The sequence below is a fragment of the Duganella sp. Leaf126 genome (assembly GCF_001423125.1).
Classification (GTDB): domain Bacteria; phylum Pseudomonadota; class Gammaproteobacteria; order Burkholderiales; family Burkholderiaceae_D; genus Rugamonas.
The window spans coordinates 145,866-169,978 of sequence record NZ_LMNW01000012.1 but is presented as its reverse complement, the minus strand read 5'-3'; the positions used below and the strand labels follow the sequence as shown (position 1 = coordinate 169,978).

The following is a 24,113-nucleotide window of genomic DNA, read 5'->3' as shown; positions in this document are numbered from 1 at the left end:
AATAAGCTGATTGCGATCAGCACCAGTTTTGCAACTGGAGCGGGAGAAGAGTCTCGAACTCTCGACCTCAACCTTGGCAAGGTTGCGCTCTACCAACTGAGCTACTCCCGCACTGCTGTCATCAACATGTCATCAACAACAGGCCAACATTATAGAGGATCTGGACGCTCTGTCAATAACAAAATTTCGATGCATCGAAAACAGAAAAAACGGTTTATCCCGTTTCGCCGGTCGGCACCCGCATTACAGGTGGCCGCCCTTTTCCTTGATCATGGGCCAGGCCAGGCGCATGTAGTAGAACATCGACCACACGGTCAGCACGGCGGCCAGCTCGAGGAAGCGCGCGCCCCAGAACTGGGTGTCGATCGCGCCCAGCAGTACGTCGTGGTACAGCAGCAGCGGGATCGCTGCCATCTGGGCGGTGGTCTTGATCTTGCCGATCGAGCTGACGGCAACCGATTTCGAGGCGCCGATCTGCGCCATCCATTCGCGCAGCGCCGAGATGGCGATCTCGCGGCCGATGATGACGAAGGCGATGACGGCGTTGGCGCGGTCGAGCTGCACCAGCACGATCAGGGCGCCGGCCACCATCAGCTTGTCGGCCACGGGGTCGAGAAAGGCGCCGAAGGCCGAGGTCTGGTTCCAGCGCCGCGCCAGGAAGCCGTCGAACCAGTCGGTGACGGCGGCGATGATGAACACCAGGGTCGCCGCCAGATTCTGCTCGGCCACCGGCAGCACCGACGTCGGCAGGTAGTACACGCCGACTACCAGCGGAATGAGCGCCACGCGCAACCAGGTCAACAGAATCGGAATATTAAATGGCATAGCGAAGGCGCATAAACTTGGTAGAAAGGTAAAGCCATGAGAGTTTTGGTAACGCGCCGCTAGTCTACCTTGCCACCACGTATTAAACCAGCACGTTACGCGCCCTGTCGGCGTGAGCTGCTGCGATCACGCCAACGCTGCACCGCTCAGTGCAGCTGCTTGTAGATTTCCTCGGCCAACGCATTCGAGATGCCCTCGACCTGCTTGAGGTCTTCCACGCTCGCATTGACCACGCCGCGCAGCCCGCCGAAGCGTGCCAGCAAGCGCTGGCGGCGCTTGGCGCCGATGCCTTCGATTTCCTCGAGGCGCGATGTCTGCCGGGCCTTGGCGCGCTTGGCGCGCATGCCGGTGATGGCGAAGCGGTGCGCCTCGTCGCGGATTTGCGCGACCAGCATCAGCGCTGCCGATTCCTTGCCCAGCTCTTGGGACGGGCGGCCATCGACGAACATCAGCGTCTCCAGTCCGACGCGCCGCCCTTCTCCCTTGGCCACGCCGACGATCAGGCTGATGTCCAGGCCCAGTTCCGAAAATACCTGGCGCGCCATCTCGATCTGTCCCTTGCCGCCGTCGATCAGCACCACGTCGGGCATCACGCCGTCGCCGTTGGCCACTTTCTCGTAGCGGCGGAACAGCACTTGCCGCATCGCCGCGTAATCGTCGCCGGGCGTGATGTCGTTGATGTTGTAGCGGCGGTATTCGCCGTTCTGCATCTGGTGATGGTGGAACACCACGCACGACGCCTGCGTCGCTTCGCCCATGGTGTGGCTGATGTCGAAGCACTCCACCCGCAGCGCATCGATATCTTCAGGCTCGAGCGACAGCGCATCCACCAGCGCGCGCGTGCGCGACTGCTGCGAGCCCTGCTCGGACAACAGGCGAGCCAGCGAGATCTGCGCGCCCTTCTGCGCCAGTTCGAGCCACTTGCGGCGCTGGTCCTGCGGCTGGAACAGCAGGTTGATGCGGTGGCCGCACTGCTCCTGCAAGGCCTGGATCAGGGCGGGATGGTCGAACTCGATATTGAGGATCAGCACACCGGGGATGAATTTGTCGGCATAGTGCTGGGCCAGGAACGCAGCCAGCACTTCGACCTCGATCGAGTCCTCGGCGATCGCCTCGGCATCGCTGACGTGGGTGGGGAAATAGGCGCGGTCACCGAGGTGGCGCCCGCCGCGCACCATGGCCAGGTTGACGCAGGCGCGCCCGCCCTGAACCAGCACCGCGATGATGTCGACATCGGCGTCGCCCACCGTCTCCATGCTCTGCTGGTGCAGCACGCGCGAGAGCGACTGGATCTGGTTGCGCACGGCAGCGGCCTGCTCGAACTTCAGATCCGATGCGTACGCATGCATCTTCGCTTCGAGGTCGGCCAGCACTTCGCTCTGGCGCCCGCGCAGGAAGCGCGCCGCGTTGTCGACATCGCGCTGGTAATCCTCCTTGCCGATCAGGTCCACGCACGGACCGCTGCAGCGGCCGATCTGGTTGAGGAGGCATGGGCGCGTGCGGTTGGCGTAGACGCTGTCTTCGCAGGTGCGGATCTGGAACACCTTCTGCAGGATCTGCATCGATTCCTTGACCGCCCACGAACTGGGAAACGGACCGAAATACTGGTTCTTCTTGTCCACCGCACCGCGGTAATACACCATGCGCGGCGCCTCGCCGCCGGTGATTTTCAGGTACGGGTACGACTTATCGTCGCGGAACAGGATGTTGAAGCGCGGGCTCAGCGCCTTGATCAGGTTGTTCTCGAGGATCAGTGCCTCGGCCTCGCTGTGCGTGACCGTGGTTTCCAGCCGGGCGATGCGCTCGACCATCATGGCGATGCGCGGACTGGCCAGGTTTTTCTGGAAGTAGCTCGAGACGCGCTTTTTCAGGTCGCGCGCCTTCCCCACGTAGAGGACCTTGTCCTCGGCGTCGAAATAGCGGTACACGCCCGGCAGGTTGGGCAGCTTGGCCACGGTGGCCAGCACTTGCTCGCGGGGGTCGGCAGTAACGATGGGGGCTTGCTCGGTCAATTCTCACCTACCAATAACATGTAGTTTCAGGCCGCCTGTTCGACGATCACGAAGGCCACGGCGTATTCCGCCTCGTCGCTCACCGTCACTTGCGCGGTCAGCCCGCGCTGGTCCATGAACTCCTTGAGCACGCCGCTGCACACGATCACCGGCTTGCCGCTGGGCGCGTTGAGCATCTGCGCGGCGGGCCAGGTCATCGGCATGCGGATGCCGAGGCCGATGGCCTTGGCAAATGCCTCCTTGGCGGCAAACCGGGTGGCGACGAAACGGATGCCGCGCACCGGGCTTTTGGCCTTGCGCGCCAGGTACTTGTCCATCTCCTGCGGCCCCAGGATCTTTTGTGCGAAGCGGTCGCCGTGGCGCGCCAGCGCCGCTTCGATGCGCGGGATCTTGCAGATGTCGGTGCCGATCCCGTATATCTTCGCCATCGTCATCGGCGCCCCAGCCGGGTGGAGACCATGATCGCCTTCATCTCGCGCACGGCGTTTTCCCAGCCCACGAACACGGCATGGGCGACGATGGCGTGGCCGATGTTCAGTTCCGCGATGTCGGGAATGGCGGCGATGGCCTGCACATTGGTGTAGTGCAGGCCGTGACCGGCGTTGACCTTCAGTCCTTTCGACGCGCCGTACAGCACGCCGCGCTGCAAGCGCTCCAGTTCGGCCACCTGCTGCGCACCGTCGGTATCGGCGTAGCGGCCCGTGTGCAGCTCGATCACCGGGGCGCCGGCAGCGACCGTGGCGTCGATCTGCTGCGCTTCGGCGTCGATGAACAGGCTCACGCGGATGCCTTCGGCCTGCAACTGCTTCACTGCCGCCTGTACCGCGTTGAAATTGCCGGCCACATCGAGCCCGCCTTCGGTGGTGACTTCGGTGCGCTTTTCCGGCACCAGGCATACATCGGCCGGGCGGATCTTGCAGGCGAAGTCGATCATCTCCTGGGTCACGGCCGCTTCCAGGTTCATGCGCGTGAGCAGTTGCGGCGCCAGCGCAATGACATCGGCGTCCTTGATGTGGCGGCGGTCTTCGCGCAGGTGCAGCGTGATGCAGTCGGCGCCCGCCTGTTCGGCCAGCAGCGCGGCGCGGAGCGGGTCCGGATACGGCGTGCCGCGCGCGTTGCGCAGCGTGGCCACGTGGTCGATATTGACGCCGAGGTCGATGATGGGGCCGGAAGGGTGCAGGAAGCTCATTCGTTCTATACCGTTTATAGAGTAATCATTATCAGCGTAGAAACCTTGAAGAAGCGTCGCGGATCGCGCAGTAGCTTATTCAAGATTTCCTCACAATTGTGACAGATCGACCAATATCTGCCGGGTATTCAATGGCGCGCCGTTCAGGTGGTGCGCCACCAGGAAGCGCATCAGCTGCTTGCTCTGTGCCTGCGTGGCGGCGTCCTGGTAATCCTCGCGCTCCATGTCGAGCAGCGTCTTGCCGGCCACGCGCGGCCACGGGTCGGCAGCGCGCTCGGGGCGCGGCCCGCGCTCCGGGTCCACCACGTAGGTCACGTCGGCCAGCACCGCAGCACGCGTGCTGGTGCAGCGCCCGAGGTCGGCCGCCACCCCTGTCTCCTTAAGTAAGGCCCGTTCGAATTTTCGCAAGACGATGGTGGCAGGTTCGTTGTGGGCCAGCTGGTTCAGGGTGGACACATAATGGTCGAACAGGGCCGGATGGGCGTCGTCGCGGGCCAGCAGTTTCACTAACAGTTCGTTCAGGTAGAAGCCGCACAGCAGCGCGGTTTTTTCGAGCGGCAGCATGCCGCCCACCCACTCGGCGTCGGTCAGCGTGCGCAGCTCGGACTTGCCCACCCAGCTCGACGACAGCGGCTGAAACGTCTGCAGCACGCCGCGCAGCTGCGAGTAGGGCCGCTTGGCGCCCTTGGCGATCAGTGCCACGCGGCCGTAGTCGCGCGTAAACAGATCGATGATCAGGCTGGTTTCCTTGTACGGATAGCTGTGCAGCACGAAGGCCGGCTGGCCGGCGACCTTGGTGCCGACGGTGCGCTCGCGCGCTGGCGCGCGGGGGCGCTTGGGCGGCGCTGCTGCAGTCGCGGCGGCTGCAGCAGCTGCTGCTGCTGCTGGAGCGACAGGTATCGCAACGGTTTCGACGCCGGCAACCATCGGAGCAGCCGGAGAAATGACAGCCGCAGCGCCGGTAGCGGCAGCAGCATCAACATTCGAGTCCGCCTGCCCGGCCGGGGCATGCAGCGCCCCGCCCTGCGCGTCAGGCGCGGCCTGCTGCGGTGACGCTGACGCGCTGCCGGGCGCGGCGTCGGGCGTGGCGGAAGACATGGACTTATTCGTAGCCGTAGGCCCGCAGACCTGCTTCGTTGTCGGCCCAGCCCGATTTGACCTTGACCCAGATTTCCAGGTACACGGGGCCGCCGAACAGCTTTTCCATGTCCAGGCGCGCCTGGGTCGAGACTTCCTTGAGTCGCGCACCCTTGTTACCGATGATCATGGACTTGTGGGTGTCGCGCTCGACCAGGATGGCGGCAAACACGCGGCGCAGGTCGCCCTCCTGCTCGAACTGCTCGATCATGACGGTGCTGGTGTACGGCAGTTCGTCGCCGACGAAGCGGAACAGCTTTTCGCGCACGATTTCGGACGCCAGGAATTTCTCGCTGCGGTCGGTGATGTCGTCGGGTCCGAAGATCGGGGCGTTCTCGGGCAGGAAGCGCTTGATCTCGTTTTGCAGTCCGTCGAGCTGGAAGCGCAGCTTGGCCGACACCGGCACGATGGCGGCAAAGTCGAACTTGGCGGCCACCTGCTGCGCGAACGGCAGCAGCACGGCCTTGTCCTTGGTGCGGTCCGACTTGTTAATCACCAGCAGCACCGGCACTTCCTTGGGCAGCAGGTCGAGCACCTGCTGGTCGGCCGGGCCGAAGGTGGCGGCCTCGATCACGTACAGAATCAGGTCCGACGAAATCAGCGTATTGGTGACGGTCTTGTTGAGCGTCTTGTTGAGCGCATTCGCATGACGGGTCTGAAAACCCGGGGTATCGACGTAGATGAACTGGGCATCGTCATAGGTCATGATGCCGGTGATGCGGTGGCGCGTGGTTTGCGCCTTGCGCGACGTGATGCTGACCTTGGCGCCGATCAGGGTATTCATCAGCGTCGATTTTCCCACGTTGGGGCGGCCGACGATGGCGATGTAACCACAACGGAAGTTGGGAGAGGTCGTTTCGGTAGTCATGATCGTTTCTTTTAAAGCGTTACTTGTTGGCTGCCTTGGGCGCAGGCGCAGGCGTGGCTTGCCCGGCGTCGAGGTCGTCGTCGGTCTGCACGGTGGCAATGCCGGCCAGCTTGAGCTGGGCGGCGCGCGGTTTGGGCTTGCGCGCGGCTGCCGGGGTTTTCAGCAGCGCCTGCTGCGCAGCGTCGAGCGCCAGCTTGGCGGCCGCCTGCTCGCCGGCGCGGCGGCTGCCGCCGCGACCGAACAGCTTGATGCCCAGTTTCGGTATCTGGCACTCGATCTCGAATTCCTGGCTGTGGGCGGCGCCGTGGGTGGCCACCACATTGTACAGCGGCAGCGAAATCTTCCGGCTTTGCAGGAATTCCTGCAGCAGCGTCTTGGCGTCCTTGCCCAGGGTTTGCGGATCGACCGTGTCGAGGATCGGAATGTAGAACGCGCGGATCGCCTGCGCGGCCGGCTCGAAACCGCCGTCGAGGAAGATCGCGCCGAGGATCGCTTCGAGCGTGTCGGCCAGGATCGACGGCCGGCGGAAGCCGCCCGATTTCAGTTCGCCCTCGCCCAGGCGCAGGAACTGCGAGAGTTCGAGCTTCTGGGCGATTTCGAACAGCGACTGCTGCTTGACCAGGTTGGCGCGCAGGCGCGACAGGTCACCCTCGTCGATGGTCGTGTAACGCTCGTACAGGATGTTGGCGACCACGCAGTTGAGCACGGAGTCGCCGAGGAATTCGAGGCGTTCGTTATGCAAGCTGCTATGGCTACGGTGGGTCAAGGCCTGCTGCAGCAGGCCGGCATCCTGGAACGTGTAGCCTAAACGGGTTTGCAATAACTGAAGATTCATTGGCGGGTTTTCTGGTATCGGGTGTTGGTGTCGATGGTTTAACGGGGCGAGTTGCCGGCGCCGGTGCTGCCTTGGTATTCCAGCAGCAGGCTGGCCGGTCCGACCAGCGGGATTTTCTTTTCGTAGGCAAAGCTCACGTCCACGCCGTCGCCGTCGCCGGCGCGCTCGATGGTGAGATCGCTGCCGGAAATGGCGGTAATGTAGGCCACCGTGGCGTTGGCGTCGAACGCCTTGCGGATCTCGGCCGGCGAATTGCCACCGGCGGCCTTGGCCGTCACGATGGCATTCCTGACCGCCCGGTATTCCGTATAGGTTGGCAAGATCTTGAGGGCCAGCACGGCCATGAGGCCCAGCACCGCGAGGACCAGGATCACTCCCGTCAGGGAAACGCCGTTTTGCCGATGTGGTCGCATTTCAGCTCTCCCGGTATGGCCCGCGGGCCGGTGTGGTTACTTGATGCTGCCGATACGCTTCAGGTTGCTCAGGTTCATCCAGACAAAGAAGGCCTTGCCGACGATATTCTTGTCCGGAACGAAACCCCAGTAGCGGCTGTCGGTACTGTTGTCGCGATTGTCGCCCATCATGAAGTAATGGCCGGCCGGCACCACGCAGGTAAAACTGTCGTAGGTGTAGTTGCACGCCTGCTCCTTCATCGGGAACTGCATCACCTGGGCCGGATCGAAGTTGGCCCGGTTTTCGAAGTTCAGGATGCGGTGCGTGACACCGGTCAGCGCTTCCTGGTATTGCTTGTTATAGCGCAGCAGCTCCTGCTCGTCGCCACCGAGGTAGTCAGGCAACGGCGTGTACTGCACGGCAACACCGTTTACGGTCAGGCGCTTGTCCTTGTACGTGATCTTATCACCAGGCACGCCGATCACGCGCTTGATGTAATCCTGGGTCATGTCCACCGGATACTTGAAGACCATTACGTCGCCGCGCTGCGGATCGTTGATCTGGATGATTTTCTTGTTCAGCACCGGCAGGCGGATGCCATAGGTGAATTTGTTCACCAGGATCAGGTCGCCCACTTCCAGCGTCGGCACCATCGACGACGACGGAATCTTGAATGGCTCGTACAGGAACGAGCGCAGCACGAACACCAGTGCGATCACCGGGAAGAAGCTGCCCGAGTATTCGACCCAGGTCGGCTGGCGCAGGATGCTCGCCTCGAGCGCGGCGCGGCTGGCCTGGTTGTCGGGCTGGTAGCCGTCGGCCGTCAGCTTGGCGGCGCGGGCGTCGAACTCGGCCAGTGCACGGTCGGCGGCAGCGCGGCGCTGCTTGGCCAGCACGAACACGTCCAGGCACCAGATCACGCCCGTGATCACCATCAGCACGAACAGGATCAGTGCAAAATTACCCAAAATCACTTGCATGGTCATTTTTCATCCACTTGTAAGATTGCCAGGAATGCTTCTTGTGGAATCTCGACCGAGCCCACTTGCTTCATGCGTTTCTTGCCGGCCTTTTGCTTTTCCAGCAGTTTCTTTTTACGGCTGATATCGCCGCCGTAGCACTTGGCCAGCACGTTCTTGCGCAGGGCCTTGACGTTTTCGCGCGAGATCACGTTGACGCCGATGGCGGCCTGGATTGCCACGTCGAACATCTGGCGCGGAATCAGTTCGCGCATCTTGGCGGCCACCTGGCGGCCGCGGTAGGCGCTGTTCGAGCGGTGCACGATGATGGCCAGCGCATCGACCTTCTCGCCGTTGATCAGCATGTCCACCTTGACCACGTCGGACGCGCGGTATTCCTTGAACTCGTAGTCCATCGAGGCGTAGCCGCGCGAGGTCGATTTCAGCTTGTCGAAGAAGTCGAGCACGATCTCGCCCATCGGAATTTCATACACGAGCTTGACCTGGCGGCCGTGGTAGCTCATGTCCATCTGCACGCCGCGCTTGCCGATGCACAGCGTGATCACCGACCCCACGTACTCCTGCGGCATGTACAGGTTGACGGTGACGATCGGCTCGCGGATCTCGTTGATCTTGGTCGGCTCGGGCATGCGCGACGGGTTGTCCACCTTGACCACGCTGTTATCGCGCATTACCACTTCATACACCACGGTCGGCGCCGTGGTGATCAGGTCCATGTCGAATTCGCGCTCGAGGCGTTCCTGCACGATTTCCATGTGCAGCAGGCCGAGGAAGCCGCAGCGGAAGCCGAAGCCCAGCGCCTGCGACACTTCGGGCTCGTACATCAGCGCGGCGTCATTGAGCTTGAGCTTTTCCAGCGAGTCGCGCAGCGCGTCGTACTGGTTCGCTTCCACCGGGAACAGGCCGGCAAACACCTGCGGCTGCACTTCCTTGAAGCCGGGCAGCGGCGCCGGCGCCGGGCTGCTGGCCAGGGTGACGGTGTCGCCCACTTTGGCAGCCTTCAGCTCCTTGATGCCGGCGATGATGAAACCCACCTGGCCGGCCGACAGCTGCGGCAGCGACAGCGAGCGCGGCGCAAAGATGCCGACATCTTCCACCAGCTGCACCGAGTCGGTGGCCATCAGCTTGATCTTGTCTTTCGGTTTCAGGGTGCCGTTCATCACGCGCACCAGCATCACCACGCCCACGTAGGCGTCGTACCACGAGTCGACGATCAGCGCCTGCAACGGCGCGTCCGGATCGCCCTTCGGTGGCGGCACCTTGGCGATGATCGATTCGATCACGTCTTCCACGCCGAGGCCGGTCTTGGCCGAGCAATGGACGGCGTCGCCGGCTTCGATGCCGATCACGTCCTCGATTTCAGCGATCGCGGTCGGCGGATCGGCATTGGGCAAGTCGATCTTGTTGAGCACCGGCACCACTTCCACGCCGAGGTCGAGCGCGGTGTAGCAGTTGGCCACGGTTTGCGCTTCCACGCCCTGCGAGGCATCGACCACCAGCAGCGCGCCCTCGCACGCCGACAGCGAACGCGACACTTCGTACGAGAAGTCGACGTGGCCCGGCGTATCGATCAGATTCAGGTTATAGACGACGCCATCGCGCGCCTTGTATTTCAGGGCCGCAGTCTGGGCCTTGATGGTGATGCCGCGCTCGCGTTCCAGGTCCATCGAATCGAGCACCTGCGCCTCCATCTCGCGGTCGGACAGGCCGCCGCACAACTGGATAATGCGGTCGGCCAGGGTCGATTTGCCGTGGTCGATGTGGGCGATGATGGAGAAATTGCGTATGTTGTTCATTAACAAATAATCAAGGACAAGTCGAAACGACGGGTGCGCGCCGTGTCGTAACGTGGCGCGCAATACAAAAAGCGCTCAAGCCGGGCATGATGGCCCTGGCGAGCGCCTTGGACTACCACAGAACGGAACACCCGGCATTTTACCGGATTTCAGAGTGGAAAGGCCGACTTCTGCGAAAACTGGTCTTTTCGATCATGTTTGCGAAGCATCGGCCAGCAAGGCGCGGATCCTCGCTTCGTCGAGGTGGTAATGACACAGTTCCGGGCCGCCCGCGCCGGCACACAGCACCGGCACCAGTTCGTCGTAGCGGGCCAGCAGTGCAGGATCGGTAACACCGGCCTGGTCGATGTCGATCACGTCGATGGTAAACAGAATGCCAGGCGGCTGCAGGCGCAGCAGCGCGTCATGCATGTCCTGGCACAGGTGGCAGTAACTGCGCGCATACAGGGTGAAATGCATGATTGGGGCCGGGCCCGCACCGCCAGGCGGCGGTGCGGGTGCGCGCAGCTTACTTGGCCGGCGCGCTCGGACGCAGCGAGATGAACTGCGTCTGGTCGCCGCGGCGCACCAGCAGCACCGAGCGTTTCTTCGGATCGAGCTTGGCCACCATGGCGTTGAACTGCTTGACGTCCTTGATGGCCGTATTGTTCAACTGCAGCAGGATGTCGCCTTCATCGAGGCCGGCCGCCTCGGCCACCCCATCGACATCGTCGACCATCACGCCGCCATCGACGCCGAGCTCTTTCCTCTTGTCGGCCGACAGGTCGGTGACGATCAGGCCCAGCGCATTCGACTTCGGCTGCTCGGGTTCGGCCTTGCCGCCCTTGCCATCCTTGCCTTTGCCGGCGCCCTTGCCTGCCTTGTCGGCATCCATTTCGACCACGTTGACCGGCAGGTCCAGCTGCTGGCCCTTGCGCCAGACGGTGATGGTGGCCTTGCTGCCGATGGCCGTACCGCCGACGATGCGCGGCAGGTCCGACGAACGGGTGATCGTGGTGCCATTGAACTTGAGGATGATGTCGCCCGGCTTGACGCCGGCCTTGTCGGCAGGACCGCCCGGCTCGACCATGGCCACACCGGCGCCTTCGGCGTTTTTCAGGCCCAGCGATTCGGCCACTTCCTTGTTCACTTCGCTGATCTGGACGCCGATGCGTCCGCGCGTGACCTTGCCGTTTTTCTTGAGCTGCTCGGAAACGCGGATCGCCTCGTCGATCGGCACCGCGAACGAAATGCCGTTATACGCGCCGGACAGGGTGGCGATCTGCGAATTGATGCCGATGACTTCGCCGCGCATATTGATCAGCGGACCGCCCGAGTTGCCGGGATTGACGGCCACGTCGCTCTGGATCAGCGCCAGGTAGTCGCCGGTATCGCGCTGCTTGGCCGAGATGATGCCGGCCGTGACGGTGTTCTCGAGGTTGAACGGCGAGCCGATGGCGATCACCCACTGGCCGACGCGGATCTTGTCGGAGTCGCCCATTTGCAGGAACGGCAGATTGGCGCCGTCGATTTTCAGCACGGCGACGTCGGTGCGGGCATCGGCGCCGAGCACCTTGGCCTTGAATTCGCGCTTGTCGGTCAGCGTGACGAACACTTCGTCCGCCCCATCGACCACGTGGGCGTTGGTCATCACGTAACCGTCGGCCGACAGGATGAACCCGGAACCGACGCCGCGCGGCACCGGCTCTTCCGGCACCGGGTTGCGGCGCGGGGCATTCTTGCGGCCCTGCCCCTGCGGCGGCACCGGCATGGCGCCGCCGAAGAAGCGGCGCATGAATTCGGCCATCTCATCTTCGCCGATATCGCCGCGGCCGCCCTGCTTGACCAGCTCGGTGGTGCGGATATTGACCACGGCCGGACCGACCCGGTCGACCAGATCGGCAAAGTCGGGCAAGCCCGTGACGGCGCCGGTGACCGGCGCGGCCGCGATGGCCGGCTGCAGACCCAGCACGGCAGGCGCCATCAGGATGCCTGCGCTGACCAGCAATGCGGAAAGAGTTTTACTACCGGCAGATAAACTGTACTCGAAATTATTTTTCAAATTATTTTTCATGGACGATATCGTTCTCTAAAAGATCTGGATTGCGGGTAGCACGCGCCGCGGCGCGAGGCGTGCGACACGAGGCTAGCACATGGCGGCACAAAAGTCCCGCACACGGGACACCAGGCAATTATACGAGGGGGAAACCGGGAGACGGCTTAAGGGAAGATTACGTCGGCGCCGGAGCGGGCCTGGCCCTTGCCCACAGACGGCGCTTCGGTGGCACTGCCGGCACCGGGCACGCCAGCACCGGCGGCGTCACCGGTGGCGGGCGTACCGGCGGCTCCGTTGCCGGCGTCAGCCGGGCGCGCAGGTGGCGACGCCGGTGCGGCTGCGGCACTGGCACCGGTGGTCAGGGCACGATGGTGGTGCGGCGCCGGGTCCGCCCCGGCAGCGGGCGCGTCGCCAGTGGACTGGGAGGCCGTGCGAGCGGAGGAATAAGCGGACTGACTGACCGGCTCAGAGGCGCAAGACGTCGCCGAAAGATCAGCAGGCCGCGCATCGGACCGGTAAGCGGGCTCCTGCGCCAGGCGCGCCGCCAGCGCGGCATCGAAGCCGCTGCTCAGGGCACCGCAGGCGCTGTCGCGCAGCACGTCGCCCGTCAGGTGATAGACCTGCCAGGCTGCCCTGCCCTCCTCGGTTTGCAAGGTCGCGAAGGCAAGCTCCTGCTCGCTCTGCGCGAGCTCGCCATCGGCCAGCGCGGAGATGTTTTCGTGCAGTCTTTTATGGGTGTCCATCGCATGCTCCGCCTGTCAATACATTGCCACCGTAACCGACAGATTGCCGGGCGTCAATGCCATCATTCCTGCCTTACCAGCGCTTGTCAACTGGCGTGTCGAGCAGAGGCTTTAACTTTTCAGCGATGACTTCGCGGGCGCGGAAGATACGGCTGCGCACGGTACCGATGGGACACAGCATGATATCGGAAATCTCTTCGTAGCTGAGCCCTTCTATTTCGCGCAAGGCGATCGCCGTCCGTAAATCGAGTGGCAAGGCGTCCATGGCCGCGTTGACGGTCTGGGCAATCTGCTTGCTTGCCAGCATGGATTCAGGCGTATTGATGTCGCGCAAATTATCGCCATCGTAAAAACCCTCGGCATGTTCGGCATCGGTTTCCGTCGACGTGGGCGTGCGCCGCCCCTGCGTCGTCAGGAAATTCTTGGCCGTGTTAATTCCGATGCGGTACAACCACGTATAAAAAGCGGAGTCGCCGCGAAAATGCCGCAGCGCCCGGTAAGCCTTGATAAACGTTTCTTGTACCACGTCTTCGGCTTCCACGGGGTCGTGCACGATACGCGACAGCAGGCGCATGAGGCGGCGCTGGTACTTGGCCACCAACATGTCGAAAGCCTGCTTGTCGCCGGCCCGGACCCGGTCGACCAGCATCTGGTCACACTCACGTTCTGTCGTCACTCCGGCATTCCTCGGTGGCCTGCAACGTCACCGGCACCCTGTATGTTATAGAGTTAGCCCGCTGCAAGAAGTTCACAGTGTTGGCGTATTTATTTCGCTGCGTGCGGCGGCGGCCCGACAGGCCAGCGTCAACGCCCGCAACTCCGCCCCGCTTACGCAATCGGGCAATACCAGCACCGACCGCACGCCGCCGTCCTCATCCCCCAGGCGCAACAGCAGCAAGCCGCGCCACACGGTCGAGCCGTCAAGCAGGCGCAGCGGCGTTCCCGTTTGTTGGTATAGCGCAGTGCGAAACTGCCCGACTGCGGTTATATCAACCGATATTGCATTACTGCATGGTTGCCCGTAGACATAACCACAAACCGCAGCGACCACGCATGCCAGCGGCGCCAGCACGCCGGGACAGGCAGCAGCGGACGCCAGCACGCAGCAGCACAACCCGGCATGCAGCATGCGCAAACCAGGCGAAGGACGAACGACGACGGACACCGCGATCGACATGACTGCAGGACGGGCAGGACCAGCACAAAAAGTTATACGGATGGGGAGCACAACGACTGGATGCGCCGGCACGGAGCCGGGCAATACCGGCGCTGACGAATGCCAGCGCCGAATCCTCGCCCACCATGATTTGACATGGCAGGCGCGGTATTAGTTCAACTGAAAGTTAAACTTTTTTACTGCTCAGATTTTACCGAAGACCAGGCTGCCGTTGGTGCCGCCGAAGCCGAACGAGTTTTTGACTGCATACTCGATCTTCATGTCGCGGGCGACATTGGCGCAGAAGTCCAGGTCGCACGACGGATCCTGGTTGAAGATGTTGATGGTCGGTGGCGACACCTGGTGGTGCACCGCCAATACCGTGAACACCGCTTCCAGACCGCCGGCGCCGCCCAGCAGGTGGCCGGTCATCGACTTGGTCGAGTTGACCACCAGCTTCTTGGCGTGGTCGCCGAAGGTGCGCTTGATGCCCTGCACTTCGGCCACGTCGCCCTGCGGCGTCGAGGTGCCGTGCGCATTGACGTACTGCACCTGGTCAGGGTTGACACCGGCGTTGGCCAGCGCGGCTTGCGCCGACTTGCTGCCGCCGCTGCCATCTTCCAATGGCGAGGTCATGTGGTAGGCGTCGGCGCTCATGCCGAAACCGACCAGCTCGGCGTAAATCTTGGCGCCGCGCGCCTTGGCGTGTTCGTATTCTTCCACCACCATCACCCCGGCGCCTTCGCCGAGCACGAAACCGTCGCGGTCCGTATCCCATGGACGGGAGGCGGTGGCCGGATCGTCGTTACGCGAGGACAGCGCTTTTGCCGAAGCAAAACCGCCGAGGCCGAGCGGCGACACGGTGGATTCGGCGCCACCGGCGATCATCACGTCGGCATCGCCATACTCGATCATGCGAGCGGCGGCGCCTATGCAGTGCAGGCCGGTGGTGCAAGCGGTAACGATCGACAGATTAGGACCGCGCATGCCGTACTTGATCGACAGGTTGCCCGAAATCATATTGATGATCGAGGCCGGCACGAAGAACGGCGAGATACGGCGGGGGCCGCGCTTGTCGTAATCTTCCTTCTGCTCTTCGATCATCGGCAGGCCGCCGATACCGGAACCGATGATGACGCCGATGCGATCGGCGTTGGCGTCGGTAACCTCGATACCGGAGTCCTGCACCGCCTGGATGCCGGCCGCCATGCCGTAATGGATAAAGGTATCCATGTGGCGCGCTTCCTTGGCCGAGATATAGTCCTCGATATTGAAGCCTTTGACTTCACCGGCAAAACGGGTGCTGAAAGCTTGCGCGTCAAACTTGGTGATGGTGGCAATCCCGGACTTGCCCTCGAGCGCCGCTGCCCAGGTGTCGGCAACATTGTTGCCGATCGGGGTAACGGCGCCGAGGCCGGTAATGACAACACGACGGTTTTTAGAACCTCTCAAGCGATTCTCCTAAAGTCGATCGGGCGGCGATTAAGCCTTGACGTGCGCGGTAGCGTAGTCGATGGCTTGACGCACGGTGGTGATCTTTTCTGCCTGTTCGTCAGGGATTTCCATTTCGAACTCGTCTTCCAGGGCCATCACCAGTTCCACGGTATCCAGCGAATCGGCGCCCAGGTCGTCGACGAACGAGGATTCGATCTTGATGTCTGCTTCTGCGACGCCCAGTTGTTCTGCGACGATTTTCTTAACGCGTTGTTCGATATCCGACATGTTATGGCTCCATTTGTTTGTTACGGAAAGCGCGCATTTTATCAGGTTTGCGCACTGAAAAACGAATTTCGGTGTTTGGTCCGAGTTGGCCCATAAGTCCACCGAAATCACTGGTAAAAGATGGGAAAACCCATCAGTTCATGTACATCCCGCCATTCACGTGCAGCGTGGTGCCGGTGATGTAAGCCGCTTGCGGCGACGCCAGGAAGGCAACCGCTGCAGCGATATCTTCAGGTTTGCCCAGGCGTCCGAGCGGGATCTGGGTCAGCAGTGCGGCATGTTGCTCGTCGCCCAGCGACTTGGTCATGTCGGTGTCGATGAAGCCCGGCGCCACGCTGTTGACGGTGATGTTGCGGCTGCCGATTTCGCGCGCCAGCGCGCGGCCCATGCCTTCCACGCCAGCCTTGGCGGCGGCGTAATTCATCTGGCCCGGATTGCCGCTCGACGCCACCACCGACGTGATATTGATGATGCGGCCTGCTTTGGCCTTCATCATGCCGCGCAGCACGGCGCGCGACAGGCGGCCGACCGCGGTCAGGTTGGTGGCGATCACGCTTTCCCACTCTTCGTCCTTCATGCGCATGGCCAGGTTATCCTGGGTAATGCCGGCATTGTTGACAAGGATGGCAACCGCGCCGTAGGTCTTGCCGATCTCGTCGATGACGGCAGCGCAGCGCTCGGCGTCGGTCACGTTCAGGACCATGCCCTTGCCTGCCTCGGCGCCGATTTCGGCCAGGTAGGCGGAAATCGCTTCGGCGCCGGCCTCGGTGGTGGCGGTGCCGATCACGCGCGCACCCTGGCGCGCCAGTTCCTCGGCGATGGCCTTGCCGATGCCGCGCGACGCGCCGGTCACCAGCGCCACTTGATTTGCTAAATTCATGTGTGTCCTTCTTGGTAGTACGGATCGATAGTGATTACTTCAGCGTGGCCAGTACGCGTTCGAGCGAGGCCTGGTCGGTGATCGCGTCGCCGGCCAGGTTCGCATCGATGCGCTTGGTCAGGCCCATCAGCACCTTGCCCGGACCGCATTCGATCACCTGGGTGATGCCCTGGGCTGCCACCTGCTGCATGGTTTCCACCCAGCGCACGGGCGCGGCAGCCTGGCGCACCAGCGCATCCTTGATTGCCGCGACATCGTTGAGTACGGCAACGTCGACGTTGTTGATCAGGGGGATCTGCGGTGCCGAGAAGGTCAGGTCGGCCAGGTAGTCGCGCAGGCGGTCCGACGCCGGCTTCAGCAGCGACGAGTGGAACGGCGCCGACACCGGCAACTTCATGGCGCGCTTGGCGCCCTTGGCCTTGGCGATGTCGCAGGCGCGCTCGACCGCAGCCGTATGACCGGCGATCACCACCTGGGCCGGGGCGTTGAAGTTGACCGCTTCCACCACCGAGTCCGAGACGGCGGCAGCCGCTTCGGCGCAGGCGGCGCGCACGTCGTCGTCGGACAAGCCGAGCACGACAGCCATGGTGCCGAGACCGACCGGCACCGCTTCCTGCATCGCCTGCGCGCGGAAGCGCACCAGCGGCACGGCGTCCTTGAAGGCGATCACGCCCGCTGCCACCAGGGCCGAGTATTCGCCGAGGCTGTGGCCGGCCACGATGGTGGGCGCCGGGCCGCCGGCGGCGATCCAGGCGCGGTACACGGCCACGGCCGCAGTGAGCATCACCGGCTGGGTGTTGGTGGTGAGGTCCAGTTCTTCCTTCGGACCTTCGGCGATCAGCTTGCCCAGGTCGAAGCCGAGCACGGCCGACGCTTCAGCGACGGTCTCGGCCACCACCGGGTTGCCGGCGAAGCCGTCCAGCATGGCGATCGCCTGCGAGCCCTGGCCCGGGAATACAAATGCAAATTTAGTCATACGTCATCCATTCGAAAGGAATCTATTTTTATAGCCGCTAGAACTCTAACTCTAATCCGGCCCAAGCTTGGCGCCGCCTAGAAGGTGTCGGGCAAGCCGCTCATGGTGGCCAGCACGGCGCCCCAGGTGAAGCCGCCACCCACGCCTTCCATCATGACGTTGTGGCCGTTGCGGATGCGGCCGTCGCGCACGGCAGCGTCGAGCGCCAGCGGGATCGAAGCCGCCGAGGTATTGCCGTGCTGATCGACGGTGACCACCATCTTGTCCAGCGGCAGACCCATCTTCCTGGCGGTGCCGTTCATGATGCGGATATTGGCCTGGTGCGGCACCAGCCAGTCGATCTGGTCAGCCGACATGCCGGCCTTGTCCAGCGCTTCGTGGGCGACTTTTTCCAGCACCGAGACGGCCAGCTTGAACACTGCCGGGCCGTCCATGTACAGGTAGGCCTCGCCGGCGGTGGCGCCGCCGAACGACTGCGGCATGCACAGGATGCCCGAGTGGCTGCCGTCCGCATGCAGCGCGGTGGACCGGATGCCCGGCTCGTTCGAGGCAGTCACCACGACGGCGCCGGCGCCGTCGCCGAACAGCACGCAGGTGGTGCGGTCGCTGAAATCGAGGATGCGCGAAAACACTTCGGCGCCGATCACCAGCACGTTCTTGTGCACGCCGGCGCGGATGAAGGCGTCCGCCGTGGACAGCGCATACACGAAGCCGCTGCAGACGGCCTGCACGTCGACGGCCGCGCCGTTGTTGGTGATGCCGAGTTTTTGCTGGACGATGCAGGCAGTGCTGGGGAAGCTGCCGAAGAAGTCGGGGGTGGAACTGGCCACGATGATCAGGTCGATATCGTTGGGCGCCAGGCGCGCCATGGCCAGCGCCTGTCTGGCGGCATGGGCTGCCAGGTCCGACGATTTTTCATCGGCTGCGGCAAAGTGGCGCGCGGCGATGCCGCTGCGGCTGACGATCCATTCGTCGGACGTCTCGACGCCCTTGGCGGCCAGCTGCGCCGCCAGCTCCTGGTTGGTCACGCGCCGGGCCGGCAGGTAGCTGCCGGTACCGATAATTTTGCTATGTTTGCTGTACTGGGTCATGCGATCTACCGTCCACTAAATAGTTGAGCCGGCAACCATGCCGGCGGCGCTGGCAGCCATCGCGGGAGCGCTGGCCGCCTCGGGCGTTTCGGCGTTACGCGGCATCAGCTCGGCGATCAGGGTCGAAATATGCGGCAGCACGTCGTTTTTGGCAGCATCATACGCGCGCTTGATGGCCCACTCGAACGCGTACGCGTCGGCGCCGCCGTGGCTCTTGAACACCAGGCCGCGCAAGCCGAGCAGGCTGGCGCCGTTGTAACGCGACGGCGAGAGGCGGTGCTTGATGGCGGTGAGCGCACCGCGGCCGAGCAGCGCGCTGAGCATGGTCAGCGGCGTGCGCTTGAACTCGGCCTTGACGGTGTCGGCGAAGAAGCGCGCCACCCCTTCCACTGCCTTGAGCGTGACGTTGCCGGTAAAGCCGTCGCACACCACCAGGTCGGTGGTACCTTTGAAGATATCGTTGCCTTCGACGTTGCCGTAGAAGTTGAGCGCACCGCGCTCGTGATCGGTCTGCAGCAGCTTGCTGGTGGCCTTGACCACCTCGTTGCCCTTGATGTCCTCGGTACCGACATTGAGCAGGCCGATGGTCGGGCGTTCGATGTTTTCCATGGCCGAGACCAGCACCGACCCCATGATGGCGAACTGGTGCAGGTGATGCGGTTCGCAATCGACGTTGGCGCCCAGGTCGAGGATGTAGGTCGGGCCGTTTTTCTGGTTCGGCATGATCGAGCAGATGGCCGGACGATCGACGCCGCTCATGGTCTTGAGCACGTAACGGGCGACCGCCATCAGCGCCCCCGTGTTGCCTGCCGAGACAGCGGCCTGGGCATTGCCGGATTTGACCTGTTCGATCGCCACGCGCATCGACGAATCTTTTTTACGGCGCAGCGCCACTTCCAGCGGATCGTCCATGGTCACCTGCTCGGAGGCGTGGACGATCGACAGGCGCGGATGGTGTTCGGCGTGATGCTTGCGGAGTTCGGCGCGGACCACGTCTTCGAGCCCGATCAGGATCAGCTCGGCGCCTGGTTCGCGGTTGACGAAGGAGAGTGCTGCAGGAATGGTGACCGATGGACCGTGATCTCCGCCCATGCAGTCGATAGAAATTTTGATTGTCATTGTTTGGGTTCAGTACCACGCTCCAGCCCTTCCGGGGCGAGCTGCGGCAAGCTGCTGAGCGGTGACGCCCGGCGTATCAACATGACGGTGTGCAAAAGTGGTTTGCAGCCGATGAAAAAAGAAAAAGCGATGCTTCGCAAGTCAGCACCGCCTGTTTCTGTGTCCAGCAAAAGCGTCGATTACTCGTCGTTTTTGGTTTTCAGGACTTTACGACCACGGTAGAAGCCGTTAGGGCTGATGTGGTGACGCAGGTGGGTTTCACCGGTGGTTGGCTCGATGCCCAGTTGTGGAGCAACCAGGAAATCGTGCGAACGGTGCATACCGCGCTTCGAAGGGGACTTCTTGTTCTGTTGAACTGCCATGTTAATGACTCCTAATACATAAGTTCTAAAATTTTAACACAATCGATCAGCAAATACATGCGAATCGAGTATCTCACCGGCAATAAAGCCCGGCGACGTTAAATGCGGGTACTACTTTCACTACAACTTGCCAATACTCGATTACTACACGCGCATGACACGTTCTTTACAACACGATCTGTACAACGGTTATCCGGGATGGCGGGCTTATTTCAGCCCTTTCAAGGCTTCGAAGGGCGAGATTTTAGCGCTCTTGGCCTTGTCCAGCAGCGAGGCATCGGGGCAGACGTCGTGGCGCGGCGATTGCGGCAGGGCCAGCAACGCTTCATCTTCCACCAGGTCCATCACCGGCATGCTGCGGGTGCCGACGATCACATCGATCGATTCGTCGGCAATAATTTCTTCGATTTCATCGGCTTCCTGGTCATCCTTACCGAGCACCAGCACGGTCGACGAATCGATGGTGTGGGCATAAGGCGTCAGGCAGCGCTGGCAGACCAGTTGCACCGTGCCGGCAACCGACAGGGTCAATTGCGGGTAGCCCAACTTGGTGGTGCCACCCTCTACCTTCCAGGTAATCTCGCCGGACGCGTCAGCGCAGTCCTTGGCCAGACGGGTCATTTCGGCAACAGGCGTCACGCCTTGTTCGCTGCCATTGTGACGGCAAAAATCAAAAGCGTCGATGACCGTAGCATTCATTACAGAAAAATTCCCCGGAAAACCTGCGATAATAGCAGGGTTTTCACCCGCAAGTCAAAAGCTGCGTGGATTTCACGCCGTTTTTGGACCGCAAGTGTGCCGGGAATGCCGCAGCTTTCGCCGGCGACAGAGCATATAACATTCCTCCTATGACATCAAGTTTACCTTTCCGCCTGGTCCTCGCGTCCAGCTCCGCCTACCGCAAGGAGCTGCTGGCGCGCCTGCAACTGCCGTTCGAGGTGGCCGTGCCCGACGTCGACGAGCGTCCGCTGCCCGGCGAGACCCCGAGCGCCACGGCGCTGCGCCTGGCGCGCGACAAGGCCGCGGCCGTGGCGGCCAGGCTGCCCGGCAGCATCGTCATCGGCTCCGACCAGGTCGCCACGCTCGACGGCGAACAGATCGGCAAGCCGGGCAACCACGCCAATGCCCTGGTGCAGTTACAGACGATGCGCGGGCGCGAAGTGCTGTTTCATACTGCCCTGTGCGTCTGGGATGGCCGCAGCGACGACGGCGCCAGCCCGCAGCTGGCCGACATCGTCACCCGCGTCACCTTCCGCGACCTGCCCGATGCCGAGCTCGATGCCTACCTGCGCCGCGAGCAACCGTACGACTGTGCCGGCAGCGCCAAGAACGAGGCGCTCGGCATCGCCATTCTCGAACGCATCGACAGCAGCGATCCCACCGCCCTCACCGGCTTGCCTTTGATCGCCCTGACAGGCATGCTGCGCCACCTTGGTATTTCCTTTTTTAGATAATTGAATTCCCCATGCCCGGCACCTTATTTCTGATCCCGAACACCCTGGGCGAGACCGAAGCGCTTGCCTCCGTCCTGCCCGAGCAGGTGCAACACACGACGTCGCAGCTCGATTATTTTGTGGCTGAAAACGCCAAGACGGCGCGCGCCTTTTTAAAACTGGTGCATGCGCGCCACCCGCTGGCCAAGCCGCTGCAGGACATTGCGATCTCGGAACTGAACGTGAACACGCCGCCTGCCGCGCTGGCCGGCTTGTTGGCGCCGCTCTTGGCCGGCCGCGATGGCGGCCTGGTATCGGAAGCGGGCGTGCCGGCCGTGGCCGACCCCGGCGCCGACCTGGTGCGCCTGGCGCACCAGCACGGCATTCCGGTGCGCCCGCTGGTGGGGCCGTCGTCCCTGCTGCTGGCCGTGATGGCCAGCGGCCTGAACGGTCAGAGCTTCGCCTTCAACGGCTACCTGTCCACCGACGCCGCCCAGCGCGCAGCCCGCATCAAGGAGCTGGAAACCCGGTCGCGCAAGGAAAAACAAACCCAGCTCTTCATCGAAACCCCGTATCGCAACACGGCCATGCTCGACGCGCTGGCCGGTGCCTGCGCACCGGGCACGCTGCTGTGCGTGGCGACCGATTTGAGCCTGGCGACGGAAACCATCCGCACGCAGACCGCTGCTCAGTGGAAAAGCCAGCTTGCCGCCGGCAAGGCGCCGGACTTCCACAAGAAACCGACGGTGTTCCTGCTGCTGGGCCAATAAGGGAATTTCGAGGGAACTTCGAAAAACCGTAGCGAGCGGCCCGATATCGTCTTGAGTAGCGCAAGCATACAGAGGTACGCTGAGCAACGCAGAGGCGAGAGCGGGTCGCGCAGTAGGTTTTACGAGGTTTCCATCAGCGCCGTTCAAAAGCCGCGCGCATACTCGGTCACCCATTCGATGGCCGCCAGCTGTATCGCATACAGCTGCGCCGGCCGCAGGCCGATCTGCTGCAGGGTGTGCGCCAGCGCGGCGGTATCGCGGCCGCGCTCGATATCCTCGATCAGGCGCAGCAGCATCCCGTAGTTGCCGCCCCGCTCCAGCAGCGCCGTGCGCACCTCGTCGAGTACGTGTACGCTGTCGAGCAACTCCTGCATGTCGATCGAAAACAGCGTATCCATCAGCGACATCACCCCGACCGTAAAGCCGATATCAGCGCTCACCCGCTGTCCCGGCAGCGTGTGCTCGACCAGCAGCTCGAGCGTCTTGCCGCGCGTGGTGGCCAGTTGCAGCAGCGGCGAGGTGAATTCCTGGGCGCCGCCGCTTTTTACGTACAGCAAAATCTGCAGCCAGCGCCGCAGCTGCCGGCGCCCCAGCACCATCAAGGCGTGGCCGACGGAATTGATGCGGTAGCGCGTGCCCACGGCCGGCGTGTTGACCAGCTTGAGCAAATTCAGGGTAATCAGGGCGTCGTGCTTGACCGTCGATTCGATGTCGTGGCTGCTGGCATCCGCATCGAGCAGGTCGAGCAGGTGCAGCACGCTGCGCTGGGAGGGCGAAATCTTTTTGCCGCTGAGGATGACCGGGTGGGCGAAATAATAGCCCTGGAAATATTCGAAGCCGAGGTCCATGCACTGGCGGAATTCCTCCACCGTCTCCACCTTCTCCGCCAGCAGCTTCTGGTGCGGGTTTTTCAGCACCCGCGCCAGCGCCGGCAAGGTGCCGGGTTTCATCTGCCTGATATCGACCTTGATGACATCGCACAGCGGCTGCAGCTTTTGCACGTCATCGCTCTCGCCGATGACGTCGTCGAGCGCAAAGCGGAAGCCGGCGCGCTTGAGTTCGCGCACCCGCTCGAGCACGGCAGGCGTGGCTTGCACCGTTTCGAGTATTTCGAGGATCACCCTGTCATGCGGCAGGAAACGGATGAAGTCGCTCATCAGGCCGACTTCATCGACGTTGACGAACGCCAGCTGGTCGCCGACCACCTGTTCCATGCCCAGTTCGGACGCGTGGGCGATGACGGTGGCAGTGGCAGTGGCCGATGCATCGTCGCGAAAGCGGGCGCTGTTGGCGGACGTGGCGTGGTGGGCGTCGCGAAACAGCAGCTCGTAACCGACCAGCCGCTGCCCCCGGTTCAATATGGGCTGGCGCGCCAGAAAAAAATTATCGGCAAGCTTCGATGGTGGCAACTCGGTAGCTGACAGCATGGGCACTCCGCATCTCGGTGACTGGAACGGGACGCCCGCGCAAGCGCACGTCCGCGAAACACCACTATACCCGAACCTGCCGATTTGATAACTAACAAGCTGACTCTATAGAAACAGGCACGGACCGGGGGCACGGTCCCGCTTGCGCCAAGCCGGGCCGGAAGCGGCTGACTCGGGGCCGCGCGCGCGGCACGTGGCAACCGTCCGCTTCGCCATCTGGCGCGCCAGTGATCAGCAATGAGCAACGCCAGTCGCCGTCCGATCATTGAACCGGACGCCGGGCCGGCTATTTGCCGGCCGGCTTGCTGCGCGGCTTGACCGCTGGCTTCGCCAGCGCCGGCCAAGCGCTGGCGGGTTTGCCGGC

Annotated in this window: 26 protein-coding genes and 1 tRNA gene; 2 read left to right on the top strand and 25 right to left on the bottom strand. The window is 62.9% G+C overall.

Going from position 1 to position 24,113, the window contains the following annotated elements:
- Positions 1-35 precede the first annotated feature (35 nt).
- From ASF61_RS08520 to ASF61_RS08415, 24 genes are all read right to left on the bottom strand, one after another.
- Positions 36-111 (bottom strand) — tRNA-Gly (locus tag ASF61_RS08520).
- A gap of 132 nt (positions 112-243) precedes the next feature.
- Complete coding sequence (gene pgsA, locus ASF61_RS08515; protein ID WP_056153961.1) at positions 244-825, bottom strand: CDP-diacylglycerol--glycerol-3-phosphate 3-phosphatidyltransferase; 582 nt, start codon at positions 823-825, stop codon at positions 244-246.
- 146 nt (positions 826-971) lie between these two features.
- Positions 972-2,819, bottom strand: a complete 1,848-nt coding sequence (gene uvrC, locus ASF61_RS08510; protein WP_156369538.1) for an excinuclease ABC subunit UvrC — start codon at positions 2,817-2,819, stop codon at positions 972-974.
- Positions 2,820-2,863: 44 nt separating this feature from the next.
- Positions 2,864-3,265, bottom strand: coding sequence for a holo-ACP synthase (acpS, locus tag ASF61_RS08505; RefSeq protein ID WP_056153953.1), 402 nt, complete (start codon positions 3,263-3,265; stop codon positions 2,864-2,866).
- A 2-nt stretch (positions 3,266-3,267) separates the two neighbouring features.
- Positions 3,268-4,026 carry a pyridoxine 5'-phosphate synthase gene (gene pdxJ, locus ASF61_RS08500; RefSeq protein ID WP_056153950.1) on the bottom strand — a complete coding sequence of 253 codons (759 nt, stop codon included), beginning with the start codon at positions 4,024-4,026 and terminating at the stop codon, positions 3,268-3,270.
- 90 nt (positions 4,027-4,116) lie between these two features.
- Positions 4,117-4,953, bottom strand: a complete 837-nt coding sequence (gene recO, locus ASF61_RS08495) for a DNA repair protein RecO (RefSeq protein ID WP_056153947.1) — start codon at positions 4,951-4,953, stop codon at positions 4,117-4,119.
- 175 nt (positions 4,954-5,128) lie between these two features.
- On the bottom strand, positions 5,129-6,031 hold the full coding sequence (era, locus tag ASF61_RS08490; protein ID WP_056153945.1) for a GTPase Era: 903 nt from the start codon (positions 6,029-6,031) through the stop codon (positions 5,129-5,131).
- A gap of 19 nt (positions 6,032-6,050) precedes the next feature.
- Positions 6,051-6,851, bottom strand: a complete 801-nt coding sequence (gene rnc / locus ASF61_RS08485; protein WP_156369499.1) for a ribonuclease III — start codon at positions 6,849-6,851, stop codon at positions 6,051-6,053.
- A gap of 53 nt (positions 6,852-6,904) precedes the next feature.
- On the bottom strand, positions 6,905-7,279 hold the full coding sequence (locus tag ASF61_RS08480; RefSeq protein WP_056153941.1) for a DUF4845 domain-containing protein: 375 nt from the start codon (positions 7,277-7,279) through the stop codon (positions 6,905-6,907).
- Positions 7,280-7,315: 36 nt separating this feature from the next.
- Positions 7,316-8,245 carry a signal peptidase I gene (gene lepB / locus ASF61_RS08475; RefSeq protein WP_056153937.1) on the bottom strand — a complete coding sequence of 310 codons (930 nt, stop codon included), beginning with the start codon at positions 8,243-8,245 and terminating at the stop codon, positions 7,316-7,318.
- On the bottom strand, positions 8,242-10,035 hold the full coding sequence (gene lepA, locus ASF61_RS08470; RefSeq protein WP_056153934.1) for a translation elongation factor 4: 1,794 nt from the start codon (positions 10,033-10,035) through the stop codon (positions 8,242-8,244). Before lepA ends, lepB begins: the two co-directional genes overlap by 4 nt.
- A gap of 192 nt (positions 10,036-10,227) precedes the next feature.
- Entirely contained in the window at positions 10,228-10,494 is a 267-nt protein-coding gene (locus tag ASF61_RS08465; RefSeq protein WP_056153931.1) for a glutaredoxin family protein, read from the bottom strand.
- 49 nt (positions 10,495-10,543) lie between these two features.
- Positions 10,544-11,998 carry a Do family serine endopeptidase gene (locus tag ASF61_RS08460; RefSeq protein ID WP_056155349.1) on the bottom strand — a complete coding sequence of 485 codons (1,455 nt, stop codon included), beginning with the start codon at positions 11,996-11,998 and terminating at the stop codon, positions 10,544-10,546.
- A gap of 236 nt (positions 11,999-12,234) precedes the next feature.
- Entirely contained in the window at positions 12,235-12,813 is a 579-nt protein-coding gene (locus tag ASF61_RS22690; protein WP_082491357.1) for a sigma-E factor negative regulatory protein, read from the bottom strand.
- Between the two features lie 73 nt (positions 12,814-12,886).
- Positions 12,887-13,462, bottom strand: a complete 576-nt coding sequence (gene rpoE, locus ASF61_RS08450) for an RNA polymerase sigma factor RpoE (protein ID WP_056153927.1) — start codon at positions 13,460-13,462, stop codon at positions 12,887-12,889.
- Between the two features lie 99 nt (positions 13,463-13,561).
- Positions 13,562-13,990, bottom strand: coding sequence for a hypothetical protein (locus tag ASF61_RS23205; protein ID WP_156369498.1), 429 nt, complete (start codon positions 13,988-13,990; stop codon positions 13,562-13,564).
- 183 nt (positions 13,991-14,173) lie between these two features.
- Complete coding sequence (fabF, locus tag ASF61_RS08445; RefSeq protein WP_056153924.1) at positions 14,174-15,421, bottom strand: beta-ketoacyl-ACP synthase II; 1,248 nt, start codon at positions 15,419-15,421, stop codon at positions 14,174-14,176.
- A 30-nt stretch (positions 15,422-15,451) separates the two neighbouring features.
- Positions 15,452-15,691, bottom strand: a complete 240-nt coding sequence (acpP, locus tag ASF61_RS08440) for an acyl carrier protein (protein ID WP_056153921.1) — start codon at positions 15,689-15,691, stop codon at positions 15,452-15,454.
- Positions 15,692-15,824: 133 nt separating this feature from the next.
- Positions 15,825-16,571, bottom strand: coding sequence for a 3-oxoacyl-ACP reductase FabG (gene fabG / locus ASF61_RS08435; protein ID WP_056153918.1), 747 nt, complete (start codon positions 16,569-16,571; stop codon positions 15,825-15,827).
- 34 nt (positions 16,572-16,605) lie between these two features.
- Positions 16,606-17,547, bottom strand: a complete 942-nt coding sequence (fabD, locus tag ASF61_RS08430; RefSeq protein WP_056153915.1) for an ACP S-malonyltransferase — start codon at positions 17,545-17,547, stop codon at positions 16,606-16,608.
- A gap of 77 nt (positions 17,548-17,624) precedes the next feature.
- Complete coding sequence (locus ASF61_RS08425; RefSeq protein ID WP_056153912.1) at positions 17,625-18,638, bottom strand: beta-ketoacyl-ACP synthase III; 1,014 nt, start codon at positions 18,636-18,638, stop codon at positions 17,625-17,627.
- A gap of 15 nt (positions 18,639-18,653) precedes the next feature.
- The gene (plsX, locus tag ASF61_RS08420) at positions 18,654-19,757 is read right to left on the bottom strand and encodes a phosphate acyltransferase PlsX (protein ID WP_056153909.1); all 1,104 of its coding nucleotides are present in this window, start codon (positions 19,755-19,757) and stop codon (positions 18,654-18,656) included.
- Positions 19,758-19,936: 179 nt separating this feature from the next.
- Positions 19,937-20,119, bottom strand: a complete 183-nt coding sequence (rpmF, locus tag ASF61_RS22685) for a 50S ribosomal protein L32 (protein WP_008449924.1) — start codon at positions 20,117-20,119, stop codon at positions 19,937-19,939.
- A gap of 207 nt (positions 20,120-20,326) precedes the next feature.
- Complete coding sequence (locus ASF61_RS08415) at positions 20,327-20,818, bottom strand: DUF177 domain-containing protein (protein ID WP_082491353.1); 492 nt, start codon at positions 20,816-20,818, stop codon at positions 20,327-20,329.
- 149 nt (positions 20,819-20,967) lie between these two features.
- Here ASF61_RS08415 and ASF61_RS08410 point away from each other — a divergent pair, with 149 nt between their 5' ends.
- Positions 20,968-21,573 carry a Maf-like protein gene (locus ASF61_RS08410; protein WP_056153903.1) on the top strand — a complete coding sequence of 202 codons (606 nt, stop codon included), beginning with the start codon at positions 20,968-20,970 and terminating at the stop codon, positions 21,571-21,573.
- An 11-nt stretch (positions 21,574-21,584) separates the two neighbouring features.
- Positions 21,585-22,322: an SAM-dependent methyltransferase gene (locus tag ASF61_RS08405; protein ID WP_056153900.1), complete on the top strand. Its 738-nt coding sequence runs from the start codon at positions 21,585-21,587 to the stop codon at positions 22,320-22,322.
- A gap of 143 nt (positions 22,323-22,465) precedes the next feature.
- Here ASF61_RS08405 and ASF61_RS08400 read toward each other — a convergent pair whose 3' ends face one another.
- A complete protein-coding gene (locus ASF61_RS08400) occupies positions 22,466-23,749 on the bottom strand; it encodes an EAL and HDOD domain-containing protein (protein ID WP_056153897.1) in 1,284 nt (427 codons plus the stop codon).
- Positions 23,750-24,113: the final 364 nt, after the last annotated feature.

Excerpts from the sequence above, each read along its gene's own strand:
- ASF61_RS08425 (WP_056153912.1), bottom strand. The coding sequence starts at position 18,638 with ATGACCCAGTACAGCAAACATAGCAAAATTATCGGTACCGGCAGCTAC.
- rpoE (WP_056153927.1), bottom strand. The coding sequence starts at position 13,462 with ATGCTGGTCGACCGGGTCCGGGCCGGCGACAAGCAGGCTTTCGACATG.
- ASF61_RS08480 (WP_056153941.1), bottom strand. The coding sequence starts at position 7,279 with ATGCGACCACATCGGCAAAACGGCGTTTCCCTGACGGGAGTGATCCTG.
- pdxJ (WP_056153950.1), bottom strand. The coding sequence starts at position 4,026 with ATGAGCTTCCTGCACCCTTCCGGCCCCATCATCGACCTCGGCGTCAAT.
- acpP (WP_056153921.1), bottom strand. The coding sequence starts at position 15,691 with ATGTCGGATATCGAACAACGCGTTAAGAAAATCGTCGCAGAACAACTG.
- recO (WP_056153947.1), bottom strand. The coding sequence starts at position 4,953 with ATGGTTGCCGGCGTCGAAACCGTTGCGATACCTGTCGCTCCAGCAGCA.
- ASF61_RS08410 (WP_056153903.1), top strand. The coding sequence starts at position 20,968 with ATGACATCAAGTTTACCTTTCCGCCTGGTCCTCGCGTCCAGCTCCGCC.
- ASF61_RS22690 (WP_082491357.1), bottom strand. The coding sequence starts at position 12,813 with ATGGACACCCATAAAAGACTGCACGAAAACATCTCCGCGCTGGCCGAT.
- rpmF (WP_008449924.1), bottom strand. The coding sequence starts at position 20,119 with ATGGCAGTTCAACAGAACAAGAAGTCCCCTTCGAAGCGCGGTATGCAC.
- era (WP_056153945.1), bottom strand. The coding sequence starts at position 6,031 with ATGACTACCGAAACGACCTCTCCCAACTTCCGTTGTGGTTACATCGCC.
- plsX (WP_056153909.1), bottom strand. The coding sequence starts at position 19,757 with ATGACAATCAAAATTTCTATCGACTGCATGGGCGGAGATCACGGTCCA.
- ASF61_RS08405 (WP_056153900.1), top strand. The coding sequence starts at position 21,585 with ATGCCCGGCACCTTATTTCTGATCCCGAACACCCTGGGCGAGACCGAA.
- pgsA (WP_056153961.1), bottom strand. The coding sequence starts at position 825 with ATGCCATTTAATATTCCGATTCTGTTGACCTGGTTGCGCGTGGCGCTC.
- acpS (WP_056153953.1), bottom strand. The coding sequence starts at position 3,265 with ATGGCGAAGATATACGGGATCGGCACCGACATCTGCAAGATCCCGCGC.
- lepB (WP_056153937.1), bottom strand. The coding sequence starts at position 8,245 with ATGACCATGCAAGTGATTTTGGGTAATTTTGCACTGATCCTGTTCGTG.
- lepA (WP_056153934.1), bottom strand. The coding sequence starts at position 10,035 with ATGAACAACATACGCAATTTCTCCATCATCGCCCACATCGACCACGGC.
- ASF61_RS08400 (WP_056153897.1), bottom strand. The coding sequence starts at position 23,749 with ATGCTGTCAGCTACCGAGTTGCCACCATCGAAGCTTGCCGATAATTTT.
- ASF61_RS23205 (WP_156369498.1), bottom strand. The coding sequence starts at position 13,990 with ATGTCGATCGCGGTGTCCGTCGTCGTTCGTCCTTCGCCTGGTTTGCGC.
- ASF61_RS08465 (WP_056153931.1), bottom strand. The coding sequence starts at position 10,494 with ATGCATTTCACCCTGTATGCGCGCAGTTACTGCCACCTGTGCCAGGAC.
- fabD (WP_056153915.1), bottom strand. The coding sequence starts at position 17,547 with ATGACTAAATTTGCATTTGTATTCCCGGGCCAGGGCTCGCAGGCGATC.
- ASF61_RS08415 (WP_082491353.1), bottom strand. The coding sequence starts at position 20,818 with ATGAATGCTACGGTCATCGACGCTTTTGATTTTTGCCGTCACAATGGC.
- ASF61_RS08460 (WP_056155349.1), bottom strand. The coding sequence starts at position 11,998 with ATGGCGCCTGCCGTGCTGGGTCTGCAGCCGGCCATCGCGGCCGCGCCG.
- fabG (WP_056153918.1), bottom strand. The coding sequence starts at position 16,571 with ATGAATTTAGCAAATCAAGTGGCGCTGGTGACCGGCGCGTCGCGCGGC.